Annotated in this window: 11 protein-coding genes; 10 read left to right on the top strand and 1 reads right to left on the bottom strand. The window is 72.9% G+C overall.

Going from position 1 to position 14,111, the window contains the following annotated elements; all coding sequences use genetic code 11:
* Positions 1-9: 9 nt before the first annotated feature.
* Positions 10-2,016, top strand: coding sequence for a glycosyltransferase (locus tag OG245_RS30890; RefSeq protein WP_371626626.1), 2,007 nt, complete (start codon positions 10-12; stop codon positions 2,014-2,016).
* 82 nt (positions 2,017-2,098) lie between these two features.
* Here OG245_RS30890 and OG245_RS30885 read toward each other — a convergent pair whose 3' ends face one another.
* Positions 2,099-3,238 (bottom strand): hypothetical protein, encoded by a 1,140-nt coding sequence (locus tag OG245_RS30885; protein ID WP_371626625.1) that lies wholly within the window; start codon positions 3,236-3,238, stop codon positions 2,099-2,101.
* 338 nt (positions 3,239-3,576) lie between these two features.
* Between OG245_RS30885 and OG245_RS30880 the strand changes: the two genes are divergently transcribed.
* The 9 genes from OG245_RS30880 to OG245_RS30840 all read left to right on the top strand — a co-directional run bounded on the left by OG245_RS30880 (position 3,577) and on the right by OG245_RS30840 (position 14,108).
* Entirely contained in the window at positions 3,577-4,656 is a 1,080-nt protein-coding gene (locus OG245_RS30880) for an LCP family protein (protein ID WP_371626624.1), read from the top strand.
* Positions 4,657-4,694: 38 nt separating this feature from the next.
* The gene (locus OG245_RS30875; RefSeq protein WP_371626623.1) at positions 4,695-5,090 is read left to right on the top strand and encodes an NTP pyrophosphohydrolase; all 396 of its coding nucleotides are present in this window, start codon (positions 4,695-4,697) and stop codon (positions 5,088-5,090) included.
* Positions 5,091-5,719: 629 nt separating this feature from the next.
* Positions 5,720-5,842, top strand: coding sequence for a hypothetical protein (locus OG245_RS30870; RefSeq protein WP_257132553.1), 123 nt, complete (start codon positions 5,720-5,722; stop codon positions 5,840-5,842).
* A 373-nt stretch (positions 5,843-6,215) separates the two neighbouring features.
* Positions 6,216-7,412, top strand: a complete 1,197-nt coding sequence (locus tag OG245_RS30865; RefSeq protein ID WP_371626622.1) for a glycosyltransferase — start codon at positions 6,216-6,218, stop codon at positions 7,410-7,412.
* Positions 7,387-8,379 carry a hypothetical protein gene (locus tag OG245_RS30860; RefSeq protein WP_371626621.1) on the top strand — a complete coding sequence of 331 codons (993 nt, stop codon included), beginning with the start codon at positions 7,387-7,389 and terminating at the stop codon, positions 8,377-8,379. The genes OG245_RS30865 and OG245_RS30860 overlap by 26 nt, the downstream gene beginning before the upstream one ends.
* The gene (locus OG245_RS30855) at positions 8,376-9,572 is read left to right on the top strand and encodes a radical SAM protein (protein WP_371626620.1); all 1,197 of its coding nucleotides are present in this window, start codon (positions 8,376-8,378) and stop codon (positions 9,570-9,572) included. Before OG245_RS30860 ends, OG245_RS30855 begins: the two co-directional genes overlap by 4 nt.
* A complete protein-coding gene (locus OG245_RS30850) occupies positions 9,569-10,564 on the top strand; it encodes a hypothetical protein (RefSeq protein ID WP_371626619.1) in 996 nt (331 codons plus the stop codon). Before OG245_RS30855 ends, OG245_RS30850 begins: the two co-directional genes overlap by 4 nt.
* A complete protein-coding gene (locus OG245_RS30845) occupies positions 10,549-11,973 on the top strand; it encodes an MFS transporter (RefSeq protein WP_371626618.1) in 1,425 nt (474 codons plus the stop codon). Before OG245_RS30850 ends, OG245_RS30845 begins: the two co-directional genes overlap by 16 nt.
* Entirely contained in the window at positions 11,970-14,108 is a 2,139-nt protein-coding gene (locus OG245_RS30840) for a prolyl oligopeptidase family protein (RefSeq protein WP_371626617.1), read from the top strand. The genes OG245_RS30845 and OG245_RS30840 overlap by 4 nt, the downstream gene beginning before the upstream one ends.
* Positions 14,109-14,111 lie beyond the last annotated feature (3 nt).

Below are 14,111 nucleotides of genomic sequence, written 5' to 3'. Positions count from 1 at the left end.
GGGGGACCTGTGAAGATCGCATTCCTGATGTACAGCGCGTACGGGCAGGCCGGTACGTCCGTCGCCACACAGACCCTCGCCAACTCCCTCGCCGCCCGGCAGCACGAGGTCGAGCTGGTGAGCACGTTCCAGTACCACGACACTCCGCCGCTGCGGTTCGATCCGGGCGTCACGCTGCGCACCCTCATCGACACCCGTGACGGGTCGCCGGATCTCACCCATCCGCTGCACCAGGTCGCCACCGAGCTCTGCCCCGGGGCCGGTTGGAAGCCCGACGACAAGAACCGCTACAGCCGCCTCATGGACGAGCGCGCCGCCGAGTACCTGAAGAGCGCCGACGCCGACGTCGTCATCGCCACCGCGCCCAGCGCCATCGCACTCGTGGCCGCCCTGGGCACCGGCAGATACGTCACGCTCGGCCAGGCGCACACGCACTACCACCACCAGAGCCGCGCCTCGCGGCAGATGCTGGACCTCGCCATCCCGCAGCTGGACGGCTTCGTCACGGTGACGTCGAAGGACGCGCAGACGCACCGGGACGCCTACGGCGCGGTCGGCACCGACTTCCACGCCGTTCCCAACGCGGTCACGAGCACGTTCATGCGGTCCGACGTACGTGAGTCGCGCATCGTCACCGCGTCGGGCCGGATGGTCGACTGGAAGCGGTTCGACCTCCTCATCGACGCGTTCGGGCGGCTCGGCGCGAAGTACCCCGACTGGACCCTGCGCATCTACGGAAGCGGTGCGGAGAAGGCGAAGCTCCGCAAGCAGATCGACGACATGGGCGCGACCGAGCGCATCCTCCTCATGGGGCACACGAAGCACCTTCGCGAGGAGCTGGCCAAGTCGGCGCTGCACACCTCGACCTCGACGGACGAGACCTTCGGACTGACGATCGTGGAAGCCATGACCTGTGGCGTCCCGGTGCTCAGCACCGCCGGCCCGCACGGCCCTTCCGAGATCATCTCCGACGGTGTGGACGGCGCGCTGTCCCCCGTGGGCGACGCGGAGACGTTCGCCAAGAACCTCGACTGGCTCATGGGCGACGCCGAGACACGGGCACAGATGGGCGCCAACGCCGTCGAGAAGGCCCGCAGCTACAGCAACGAGTCGCAGGCCATCACGTACGAGTCGTACCTCGCCAGGCTGCTCACGGCCCGCGACTACCGTCCCGAGGCACTCTGCCGGGCCACCTCCTCGGGAGACCTCGAACTCGTCGTCGACCCGATCCGGGCCACCGGCCACCGGTTCACCGTCCTGTGCGTGAACGCGACGGACGGCCGGCAGGCCCTGATGACGGGTCCCGCGGAGCAGACGGCCAACGGGCACTACGCGGCCATCCCCGGGCAGCTCCGGCTGGCCACCGGAACCTGGAACGTCCTGCTGCGCCGCGAGGACGACGGAGTGATGCGCCGGATCAAGGTCAAGGAACTCCAGCAGTCCGCGAACTCGCTCATCTCCGGCGCGAGTTCCTCCCCGGTGCGCTTCCGGTCGTTCACGCGCTCGCCCGACGGCGGGTACCTCCAGATCGTCTCGCGCGAGCTTCCCGCGCACGCGGAGGTCCTCGGGATCGAGTCGGCGGGTTCCCATCTCAGCGTGCAGATGTTCGCCCTGGGGGTCGCCGCCGCGCAGGGCGGTCCGCAGGTCGACGCCGACGGGCACGGCGCGCACATCATCGCGCAGAGCCGGAAGAACAAGGAGTCGTTCTTCACGATTCCCTGCGCGTTCTCGAACGGTGGCGCCAGCTTCACCATCGATCTCCTGCAGTACGGCGACCGGATGATCGAGCTCGACACCATCTGGGACCTCTCTCTGAGCGTCCCGGCGAATCTGACGGTCTCGGGGACGGCGCACCGGCTGCGGATCGGCCGCTTCGCCGACGACATCGTGCAGCGCAAGCCCGTGAACGTCTTCCCCCAGCGGGTCGTCGCCACGCCGCAGGGCCGCTCGGTGCGATTCCACCCGTACTACACGGACAGCAACTACCTGTCGATCGGGCTGAAGCTGCTCACCTGAGCCCGTGGGGCGGAGGTCCGGGCCCGGGCCCGGGAACACGAACGGCGGGAGCGCCCCGAGGGGTGCTCCCGCCGTCGCCGTCTCACACCCGTACGGAGGGCTCCAGGGCCAGACCGGGCTCGCGCCGCTGGCGGGCTACGCGCAGGGCCCCGTCCTCGCCGATCAGGGCCAGCACCACCCGCCCGTACACGTCGTGCGCGAGCGCGGGACCCCCCGCGCAGCTCTCCCCGGTGGGCGACCACCACACGCCGCCGCCCTCGTTCTCCGTACCGCAGGCGGCCAGCATGACCTGCCCGTCGTGACCGCGGTGCGCGAGCACCGTGCAGTCGTAGCCGTCCAGCACGGCGCGCAGGGCGGCCACCGGGTCGTTCGAGGCCGAGCCGCCCAGGGAGATGGCCCAGGTGCCCGGGCGGTACGCCACGACGCCTCCGGTGCCCTCGTCCGCCCAGTAGAACGTCATCCGTTCCGGCGCGGTCTCCAGGGCGACGGCGCTTCCGGCGGCATGGCCGAACGGGATGTCCTGTTCGCGCCGGAAGGCGCCGCCGGGCTCGCTCTGGGTCCAGCGCATCGTCAGACCGTCCCCGGGGGCGACCAGCTCGACGCGGCCGGTCGAGGTGGCGCCCACGGCCACTCCGTCCCGGACCCCTCCGACCTTCAGGTCCTGCCACCCCTGCCAGCCGCCGGCTGCGGTCTCGCGCCGCATGACCAGGCTGCCGTTCGCGTTCCGTACGAAGGCGTGGAGCGCACCGGACTGTCCCACCGCGGCGGCCGGGACGCCGATCCGCGCGGCCTTCTCGGGTTCCTTGTGCTGGTTCCCGAACGACCGCCACTCGGTGAGGGGGCGGCCGGACTGGAACTGGGTGGCGCTCACCAGGTCGACGGCCTGGCCGCGGTCCCCCTCTACGGCGCGGCGGCCGACGAAGTGCACGAAGCCGTCCGTGCCCTGGGCCACGGACAACTCCGTGAGATGAGGAGCCGGAATGAGCACCGGGCCGGTCCACCGGGGTCCGCCGGGGGACTCCTCCGTCCAGCGCAGGAGTCCCCGCGCGGCCGGGGCGTAGGCGGTGAGCCTGCCGTCCTTGCCCAGGACGAGCCACCGGCCGCCGGCGGTGGACCGGGCCCGGAGGGATGCGGGAGCGTCGTGCTGTACGCGGGCGTCGCGGTCCTCGGCACCCGGGTGCGGGGCCCCTCTCCGGGCAGCGCGCTTGGATCTGACCGGCATGACGTGAGGTCGTCCTTCCCAGAAGTTCCTCGGCCCCGCCCCGGACAACGCGTTGGCGTCCCGACAGGCGGCAGACCGATACGCACCCATCATAGAATCTCTGTTCGGCCCGTGGTGCAGCGCTCCCCCGGCACGACGGCCCGGCGGGGCGTCCACGGCGACATCGCGCCACGGGTGGCGGTCGTGTACGGGACCCGAAGAGCGCGTGAAGAATTACACAACATTCGAAAATCTGTCTATAGTGCACGCTCAGCCCCCCACGCGCGTGGACCGGCCCCACCCGAGTCCCCCACTCCACACCGCCCTTCCGGGCCAAGAGAACAAGGGACTCCTGCAGGATGAGCAACGACGTCATGCCTCCGGGCCCACGCGCCTCCCGACGCTCGGCCAAGCCCCCCAAGCGCCGCCGCGGACTCAAGATCACGCTCGCTGTCCTGCTCGTCCTCCTGCTCGCCGCCGGGGGCACCGCGTACTGGCTCTACAGCCAGCTCGACGGGAACATCAAGGGCGTCGACATCGACAAGGCGCTCGGTGCGGACCGCCCGGAGAAGCTGCCCACCAGCGGGCAGAACCTGCTGGTCCTCGGCTCGGACTCGCGGGCCGGGGCGGAGAACAAGGAGCTGGGCGGCGGCGGGGGCGTCAGCGGCGCGCGCTCCGACACCGCGATGGTGGTGCACATACCCGAGGGCCGGTCCAAGGCCGTCGCCGTCTCCATCCCGCGCGACACCCTGGTGACCCGGCCCGAGTGCGTCGGGGACAACGGCTCCACGGTGTCCGCCAAGGAACGCGTCATGTTCAACTCCGTCTACGCGCAGGTCGGTCCGGCCTGTGTGGTGAAGACGGTGGAGAAGATGTCCGGCGTCCGCATCGACCACTACCTGGAGATCAACTTCGCCGGGTTCAAGGACCTGGTCGACGCCATCGGCGGGGTCACCGTCGACGTACCGCAGGACATCGAGGACAAGGCCTCCGGACTGAGCCTGGCCGCGGGCCCCCAGAAGCTGAACGGCACCGAGTCCCTGGCCTACGTCCGGACCCGGCACGGCATCGGCGACGGCAGCGACCTCGGCCGCATCGGGCTCCAGCAGCAGTTCATGATGGCCCTGCTGAGCGAGGTCAAGTCGCAGGACCTGCTGGGCAGTCCGGCGAACTCGTACAAGATCGCCAAGTCGGCCACCAAGTCGCTCACCACCGACTCGGGGCTCGCCTCCCTCACCTCGCTGGCGGAGTTCGCCCGCTCGATGAACGGCGTCGACCCGGCCTCGATGGAGACGATCATGCTGCCGGTGGCGTACGACAAGATCGACAAGAACCGGGTGATCGCGGCCGAGCCGCGGGCGGGCCGGCTGTGGAAGGCGATCCGCGAGGACACCGCGATCCCCGATGAAGCGAAGAAGTCCCCCGCCACCGGGGGCTGACGGACCGTCGCACCGCGTCCTCGTGACACCCTGCCGGGATGAGCGAGGACGATGCGGTGCTGGTGATCGTGGACGCCGCCAACGTGGTCGGTTCCGTGCCCGACGGATGGTGGCGGGACCGGCGCGGGGCGGCGACCCGGCTGCGCGACTCGCTCGTCCCGTACGCGGCGGCCGGGTTGCCGGGGCTGCCCGGCCCCGTCGAGCTGGTGCTCGTCGTGGAAGGGGCGGCCCGGGGCGTCGCCTCCGTGCCCGGGGTCCGGGTCGAGCCGGCCCCCGGCAGCGGCGACGACCTGATCGCCGAGCTGGCGGCCGGGGCCGCGCCGGACCGGGACTGCGTCGTCGTCACCGCCGACCGGGGGCTGCGGCAGCGGGTCGAGGCGTACGGGGCACGGTGCGTGGGACCCCGTACGGTACGGCCGTCGCCGGACGCCTAGGGCGTGTTTCGAAAGTCCCGCCTGCTCGGCGACGCCTGGCACGCACGCTCGCCGCGTTGTCGGGTTCACCCCGATACATCCAGTATCGGGGCGACCCTCCGCCTTGCGATCGCACGCACCAGACGCCGCCGAGCCCGCCCTCCGGGCGGACGGCGCTACTTTCGAAGCACGCCCTAGCGCTCCCCCGGCCGGTACCTCCTCGGGCCACTGCCCCGGCCCCGGGCCCCCGGGGTCGCTCCCCTCGACCCGTGCCCCTGAGGCGGCGCGCAGGCTTTCGCCCACCGGGGCCGCCCTCCCGGCCCGCATCCGCCGAGGCCGCGCCTCCGGTCCCCGTCCGTCGGGGCCACCGCCTCCGGCCCGGGATGCGATGGCCCTCGTCCCGCGCCGCCGTCCGAACGCACCGCTTCGAGCCGCCCTCCGCCGTCTCCTCGCCCTGCGCCGACGCGCGACGGGCCGTCACGTCTCCACCGCCCGGGGCCCGCCTCGCCGCACCGGATACCGATGGTGTCCCGTGCCCGTGTCATGGGCCGCATACCGGCCTCGGGCCGAAGATCAGGCGTTCCCATACCGCGCGTTCGTACGTTCTTCTCAGCCGGTGCAACCGACACCGTCGACAAGAGGAGAAGAACATGCCCGAGAACCAGAGCCAGGAGCCGACCGAGTCCGAGGACTTCGAGGTCGTCGCCCACAGCGAGGACGGCGAGGACGAGGCGGGCAACTGCCTCACCAACAACAGCGACATGCTTCAGTAACTCGCCCCGTCGAGTCCTGTGCACCGCACGGGCCTCCGGAGCTCGGACACATCGTTCCGAGCGACGGAGGCCCGGCCGCCGTCCGGCACCTAGCACCGGGAGCCGTCTGCCGACGCCACACCCGGCCGCCGTCAGCCCCGGCCGTAGGGGGACCCTCCCCTGCCGGCCGCTCTCCCACCCGGTCCGGCTCGCCGCCCGTCCCCGCCCGCCACGCCCCGAGGGAGCACCGAGTGACCCCCGACGCCCTGCCGGCACAGCGCCAGCGCCCGGACCGGGCCCCCCGGTCCGCGGTACGGGGCCTCCGGGCGCCGGCCGCTCTGCTCCGGCCTGCCCCGACCGGCATACGGCCGGCCCGTTCCGGCCGGGAGTCGTCGTGAGAATCCTGCTGTGTCCGCTCAGCGACGGCGGCTACCTCTACCCGGCGATCGCGGCCGGTCGTGAGCTCCGGCGCCGCGGCCATCACGTCAGCCTGCTGGGCAGGTCCGGCGTAGCGCCCGTCGCGGCCGACGCCGGACTGCCGTTCGCGGCGACGGAGGACTTCGGCGAACGGCGCGCGTTCTCCGTCGCATGGTGGGGCACCTCAGCCATGGCGCAGTACCGGGCGACCGTGCGCGCCGCCCGCGCGGACCGGACCGACCTGCTCATCACCTCCGTGCTGTGCCACGGCACCCTGCTCGCCGCCGAGGTGCTCGGCCTTCCCGTGGTGGTGGTCGGACTCTCGGTCCACCTGTGGGACTACCGGTCGGGCGGGGACGGCGAACCGCCCCTGGGCAGGCCCCGGCGGAACCGGACCCGCGAGATGCGTCAGCAGTACGCCGAGGTGCGGGAACAGGCCGGGCTGCCGGCGCGCGGCTCCCGGTGGGGGGGCGACCCGCTGCCGGGAGACGCGCTGCTGCTGCGCGGCGACCCGGAGCTGGAGTACCCGGGCGCCGAACTGCCCGGCCGGGTGCGGCACGTGGGACCGCTGCGCTGGGAGCCGACGCCCGGGCCGGGCGAGGTCGAGGCGGTCAGGGAGCATGTGGAGCGGTCCGGGAAGCCGCTGGTGTACGTCCACCTCGGGCGCGTGTTCGAGGGCGGCAGCCGGTGGCCCCACCTCAACGAGACCTTTACCGGCGGCCGGTTCCAGGCCGTGGTCGAGCAGGGCCGCTCCCCGGTCCCCGAACCCGCGCCGGGCGCCGACATCCTGACGGTGCGCAAGCCGTGGATGGGACCCCTGGTCGACCTGGCCGACCTGGTGCTGACCAGCGGCACCTCCGCCCCCGTGCTGGCCGCCCTGCTGCGCGGCCGGCCCCTCGCGGCGTCACCCAACGGCTCCGAGCAACCGCTGCTCACCGGTGCCTGCATGCGGGCCGGAGTGGCCGTACACCTGCCGAAATCCGCGCTGTCGGACTGGCCGGCGCTGCTGGACTCGGCCTGGCACGACGAGGCGCTGCGAGGCCGCGCCGGTGACCTCGGCCGGAGACTGGCCGCGGCGGACGGCGCAGCCCGTGCGGCCGACATCGTCGAACGCGTGCCGCAGCACTCCACGATCCCTGAGGAGGACCATGACTACGCGAACGTCGGCCCCTGACACGGGCGGCGGGACGACCGCCGCCGAGGAGACCCTCGCGATCCTCTCCTCGGGTGCGCGACGGTGGCTGGGGCTCCACGCGGGCCGCCTGGACTCCCCGTCCGGCCGCGCCGAACTGCCCGTGACCCCGCGGGTGAAGGCCCTCCTGCAACTCGCGCTGCTCTGCCGCTGCTGGCGGAGGGCAGCACCGGACGATCTCGCGCTGAAGCCTGTGCTGGCGGTGGTGGAGAACGCCTGGCGGCAGCCGGAGTTCCCGCGCCTGCTCGCCCATTCCGCCGGCAGCGCGCGGCCGTTCGGTCTGGTGTGGGCCGCTCTCGCACCGGTCGGTACCGCCACCGACGCCCGACGCGAGGTGCTCGAACGGCTCTCCGCCGACGGCTATCTGACGCCCCGCCGCAAGTCGCCCTACCTCCACCTGGGAACCAGGTTCTACGCCGAACTCGCGGGCGTCGGGCACGAGCTGGCCTCGTACGAGGAGCTGTACGCGTGCAGCACGCTGGCGGGCGCGGACGGTGTGCCGGTGGCCGAACTGGACGTCTGCCAGGTGACGGACACCGTGTTCTACCTCTCCGACTACGGCTTCCGCGACACCGGTCTGGACGCGGAGGCCCGGGAGCGGGCGCTGCGCGTGGTGGAGCGGCTCACCGACCACTGCGTACGCGAGGAGGCGTGGGAGTACGCGGCCAAGCTGATGCTCGCCCAGCACTGTCTGGGCTCGGACCCGCTGCGGACGCCTTCGGGGGCCGCGGCCCTCGGGATGCTCGCGGGGGCCGGGGCGCCGGACGGCTCGATACCCGGCAAGACCGCGCGGGGACGGGCCCCGGCCTCCGCCGCTCCCCAGCAGTACTTCCGGTGGGCCTATCAGCCGACGCTGGTCACGGCGCTGACGACGCTGCTGCTCACCGCCGACCGCCGCCCCCAACCCGTTCCGACCACGGATTCACCCACAGCTCGGAGGACGCGATGAGCCTGCAACAGGTCCAACTCCCGGACGGCGCACGCCTCCTTGAAGGCAAGCGCAACTGGTGGTTCCTCGGCCGGGGCGGTGTCGTCCGCCTCGGCGGCCGACACGTCACCCCCGAAGGGGATCTGCGGCCCGACACGGAGCGCCGGCTGCGCGAGGGCGGGATGTTCGCCGCCCCGCCGGTCCGCTCGTACGCGCTGACCGTCCTCACCAGCACGAACTGCAACCTCGGCTGCGGATACTGCTTCCAGAACACCGCCCAGGACACCACGAGCGGCAGCCGTCCGCCCAGGATCGCCCGGACCCGCCTCACCTCGGAGACCATCACCTCGATCCTCGGGTTCACCGAGCGGCAGATGGCCATGGCCGAACTGGACCGGCTGCGGATCCTCCTGTTCGGCGGGGAGCCCCTGCTCAACCCGCGCGGCTGCCTGGAGCTGCTGGAGCGGGCCTCGGGGATCGGGATGGCGTCGGCCTGGATGATCTCCAACACCACGCTGCTCACCCCGCGGCTGGCCCGGCAGCTCTCCGACCTCGGGCTCGACTCCGTCCAGGTCACCTTCGACGGCGACCGCGCCGACCACGACCGCATCCGGGTGAACAGGGCCGACAACGGCGGGACTTTCGACAAGATCGTCCGCAACATCGTCGCGGCGAGCGAGATCACGCCGATCCGGTGGACCCTGCGGGTCAACGTCTCCCAGGAGACCTTCGACGGCGTCGACGGGCTCATCGACCGGCTGGCGGCGGAGCTGGACCCCTCCCGGTGCGCCCTGTACTTCGCGCGGGTCGGCGACGTGGGCATCGGCTACGCCAACGACCTGCTGCACACGGGCGAGCTCTCGGCCCACTTCACCCGGTGGCAGCGTCGGGCGCTCGACCTCGGCTTCAGGGTGAGCCGTCCCGGCGCCCGCCGGCCCTGCCTCACCTGCGGCCACACCGAAGGCCGCTACGGCGCGGTGATCAGCGCGGACGGGACCCTGGCCAGCTGCTGGGAGACCGCGGGCAAGCCCGACTGGGAGGTCGGCACGGTGGGCGACGGGTACCGGCCCGCCGAGGCGACCCGCGACCGCTGGATCTCCTGCGAGGACCTCTACCGCTACGACGAGGACACCTCCAACCTCACACGGTTCCGCGACGACGTGGACGCCACCCTGCTCGACTACCTGGACGAGACGGAGCGGCTCCAGCCATGACGTCATCTCTCGACCGGCTCTCCGTCGGCGCGCTCGACTGGTTGGGAGCGAACCTGGACCACTTCGACCCGTACGCGGCCGACGCGGGGACGGCGACGCACCGGCAGGCGAAGGCCGTGCTGGAACTGGCGCTGCTGTGCCACTGCGCGAACCGGCCCGGCGGCCCCCGCGACGAGCGGCTGAACGGGGCGACCGCCCTGCTGCGCAAGCTCTGGCAACGACCGGAGTTCCCGCGGCTCTTCGACACCCACCCCCCTTCCGCCCCCACCTACGGACTGGCCTTCGCCGCGCTGGCTCCCGACGGAGTCGACGACACGGTGCGTCGGGCCGCGCTCGCACGGCTGGCTCCCGACTTCCTCTCGTCGGCCGGGAAGTCGCCGCTCAAGCGCATGGAGATCCGTTTCTACGCGGACAAGGCGGGCGCGGACCACACCATCGAGCCGTACGCCGAGCTCCTCGGACAGAGCCCGCTCGCCACCCTGACCGCCGCCGCGCCGGGAAGCGCGGCGGCGGAGGACGTGGCCAGGGGGGACGCGGCGGCCAGGGGGGACGCGGCGGCCAGGGGGGACGTTCCACCGCTCACCGAATCCGAGGGATACTCCCTCACCCACGCCGCGTTCTTCCTCGGCGACTACGGGCGGACCCCGACCGGTCTGTACGGGGACGCCCTGGCACACGCGCGGGAGCTGGTCCGGCGAATGCTGGACCACTGCGTCGGGCAGGACCGGTGGGACCTGGGCGCCGAACTTGTCATCACCCAGTTCATCCTGGGCCTGGATCCGCTGCGCACTCCCTCGGGAGCGGCGGCCGTGGAGTGCCTGGCGCGGGCCCAGCGGTCCGACGGGGCGATTCCCGGGCGGTCCGCCGCGCTCATGGCGTCCGGGTCGGCCCGGGCCGGGGAATTCTTCCGTAAGGCGTACCACACGACGCTGGTGACCGCTCTCATGACCCTGGTCCTCTCCTCGGGGAGGCCGTCATGGCACCGCGACTGACCCTCATCAGCCCCGACTTCACACGGCTCTGGTTCGGACAGGCCGTCTCGTCCATCGGGGACATGGTCTTCAGCACCACCCTGATGCTCTGGGTGGCCACCGTACTGGCGAAGGACGAGAGCTGGGCCCCCGCGGCGGTCAGCGGTGTCCTGGTGGCGGGCGGCACCGCCGTCCTCGTCGTCGGGCCGATCGCCGGCGTCTTCGTCGACCGCTGGGACAAACGCCGCACGATGCTCGGCACCGAAGTGCTGCGCGGCGGTCTGGTGGCCCTGCTGGCCGTCATCTCCTTCCTGCCGGCCGACGCGCTGCCGGCCGGGGTGTGGCTCACTCTCGTCTACGGCACCGTGCTGCTCCTGCACGCGGCCGCCCGGTTCTTCGCACCCGCGCGCTTCACGATCATCGCGGACCTGGTGACCGGGGACGCCGACCGCGCCAGGGCGGCCGGCATCACCCAGGCGACCAGTCAGACGGCCCTGATCGTCGGCCCGCCGCTCGCCGCGCCGCTGTTCTTCACGCTCGGAGTGCAGTGGGCCATGCTCTTCAACGCGCTCTCCTACCTGGTGTCGTACGTCGCCATCGCCTCGGTCCGGGCGGCCCCCGCCGCGGAGGCTCCGGTGGACGGGAGCGGCCCGCCGAAGGCCTCCGGTCACCGGTCCGGCGTGCTGCGGGAGTTCGTGGCGGGCCTCCGCTTCTTCGGGCGCAGCAAGTTCCTGGTCGCGCTGCTGGTCTTCGCCGTGATCGGCCAGTTCGGGGTCGGCGCGCTCAACACGCTCAACATCTTCTTCACGACCGAGAACCTGGGCATGTCGGCCAAGCTGTTCGGTTACGTCGGCATGGCCATCGGGGTGGGCGGCATTGTCGGCGCGCTGTGCGCCGGCCGGGTGGTCCAGTGGATCGGGGCGCGGCGGACTACGTGGGTCAGCCTGCTGGTGAGCGGCGCCCTGCTGGTCGCCTACTCCCGGCAGACCGGATTCGTCGGCGGCATCGTCCTCCTCGTCCTGTTCACCGTTCCCCTCACCGTGCTGAACACCGCGATGGCCCCGCTGCTGCTCTCGGCGGCGTCCGCCGAGTACCGCGGGCGGGTGGTCGCCGTGTTCCAGCCGATGACGCAACTGGCGGCGATGGTCGCGGCGGCGCTGTCCGGCTGGCTCGCCGGCACCGTGCTGCGGGACTTCGACGGCTCGGTGGCGGGCATCCGGTTCGGTCCCATCGACACGATCATCGCCGTGGCCGGGCTGTGCATCCTGCTGTCCGGCTTCTACGCCCGCGGCGCCCTGCCCGCGACGGAGGCCGAGGACGGCGGGCCCGCCGGAGGACCGGTCGGGGAGAAAGCGGCCGACGAGAAGGCGGCACCGCCGGCCTCCGCCGTCAGAACCCCCGCCCCACCACGACGAGGGAGCACCGAGTGACCGCCGCCGCCCGACCGGCACAGCACGAGTACCCCCGCGCGGCCCGGCAGGACGTCGTGGACGAGCTGCACGGGGTACGCGTCCCCGACCCGTACCGCTGGCTGGAGGACGCGAAGGCGGACGAGGTGATCCGCTGGGACGCCGAGCAGGAGGCCCTCTACGCGGCGGAGCGGGCGGCCTGGCCCGGCCGGGGGCGGTGGGAGGCGGAGGTGGCGGCGCTCACCGCCGTCGACCGCGCGACACCGCCCAGGGTCCGCGGCGGCCGGGTCTTCTGGCTGCGGCAGGACGCGGGCCAGGAGCATCCGGTGCTCATGGTGGCGGAGCCCGGGGCGGACACCGGGCGGGTGCTGCTGGACACCGAGGTCCTCGATCCTTCCGGCCGCACCGTCCTCGACGCCTGGCAGCCCTCCCTGGAGGGCGATCTGCTGGCCTTCCAGGTCTCCCGGGACGGCACCGAGGACTCGCGGCTCCGGGTGATCGACGTGGCGACCGGGAAGGTCGTCGACGGGCCGGTGGACCGGGTGCGGAGGTCGTCGGTCGCCTGGCTGCCCGGCGGCGGGGCGTTCTACTACGTCCGGCGGCTGGACCCGCGGCTGAACCCCGGCGAGGAGCAGTACCACCGACGGGTCTGGCTGCACCGGGTCGGGACCGCTCCCGGCGCCGACGTCCTGGTCTTCGGCGAGGGCCGGGACAGGACCCAGTTCTACAGCGTGTCCGTGTCCGCCGACGGCCGCTGGCTCGGGGTCAGGGCCACGCTCGGCACCGGCCGGCGCACCGACCTCTACCTGGCCGACCTGACCGCGGGACCGCTGGAGAGGCCGGCGCTGGTGCCGGTCCAGGAAAACATTCCGGCCGCCACCCATCTGCACGTGGCGCCCGGCACCGGTCCGCGGGACCCGGTGTGGCTGCGCACCGACCACGGCGCCGCTCGCGGCCATGTCGTCGCGTGCCCGCCGGACGCGCTCCACCGGGGCCCCGAGGCGTGGCGGGAGGTGGTGGCGGGACGTCCCGACGCGGTCCTCACCGACTTCGCTGTGGTCGCGGGGCCCGAACTCGACCACCCGCTCGGCCTGGCCGCCTGGACCCGCCACACGGTGGCGGAGGTGACCGTGCACGACCTGACGGACGGCAGGCAGGTGGCCTCGGTGCCGCTGCCGGGCAGCGGCTCCGTCGGTGGCTTCGCCGCCGGGCCGCCCGGCAGCCACGAGGCCTGGTTCACCTACACCGACTTCGTGACGCCGACGCGCGTCCTCCGCTTCGACGGGCGGACCCGCCGCGTGACGCGCTGGGAGCACGGTGCCCGGAGCGCACCCGAAGCCGAAGGGGCGGTCACCCGACAGGTCGCCTTCCCCTCCCGGGACGGGACGACCGTACGGATGTTCGTGATCTCCCCCACCGGTCGCCCGGACATGCCGCGCCCGGCCCTGCTCACCGGATACGGCGGCTTCGGCCAGATCATGTCGCCGCGGTACCGGCCCCAGATTCTCGCCTGGGTCAGGGCGGGCGGCGTCTTCGCCTGGGCGGGGCTGCGCGGCGGCGGTGAGGAGGGCGAGGAGTGGCACCTCGCGGGCAGCGGGGCCGAGAAGCAGAACACGTTCGACGACTTCGCCGCCGCCTCCGACCACCTGCTGGCGGCCGGCTGGGCGGCGCCCGGCAGGGTCGCGGTCATGGGCTCCTCCAACGGCGGGCTCCTGGTCGGAGCGGCCCTGACCCAGGAGCCCGGGAAGTACGCCGCCGCGGTGTGCCGGGTCCCGCTCCTGGACATGGTCCGCTTCGAGAGGTCGGGGCTGGGGCCCAGCTGGGTGCCCGAGTACGGCAGTGTGCGCGACCCCGCACAGGCGCGGACGCTGCTGGGCTACTCCCCGTACCACCGTGTCACGCCCGGCGTCAGCTACCCGGCGGTGCTGCTGGCCGCCTCGGACGGCGACACCCGGACCGATCCGCTCCACGCCCGCAAGATGTGCGCTGCTCTGCAACACGCCACGTCCGGGGCAGGGCCGGTCCTGCTGCGGCTGGAACGCGGCGTCGGGCACGGCGCCCGAGCCGTCTCGCGTGTGGTGGCGCTGGAGGCCGAGTGCCTCGCGTTCCTGGCCGGGCAGGTCGGGCTGCGGGCGCCGGGCGGGGACGCTCCGTGAGGA

This window comes from Streptomyces sp. NBC_01116 (genome assembly GCF_041435495.1).
Classification (GTDB): Bacteria; Actinomycetota; Actinomycetes; order Streptomycetales; family Streptomycetaceae; genus Streptomyces.
The sequence above is the reverse complement of the archived record's forward strand: the minus strand, read 5'-3'. Positions and strand labels throughout refer to the sequence as shown.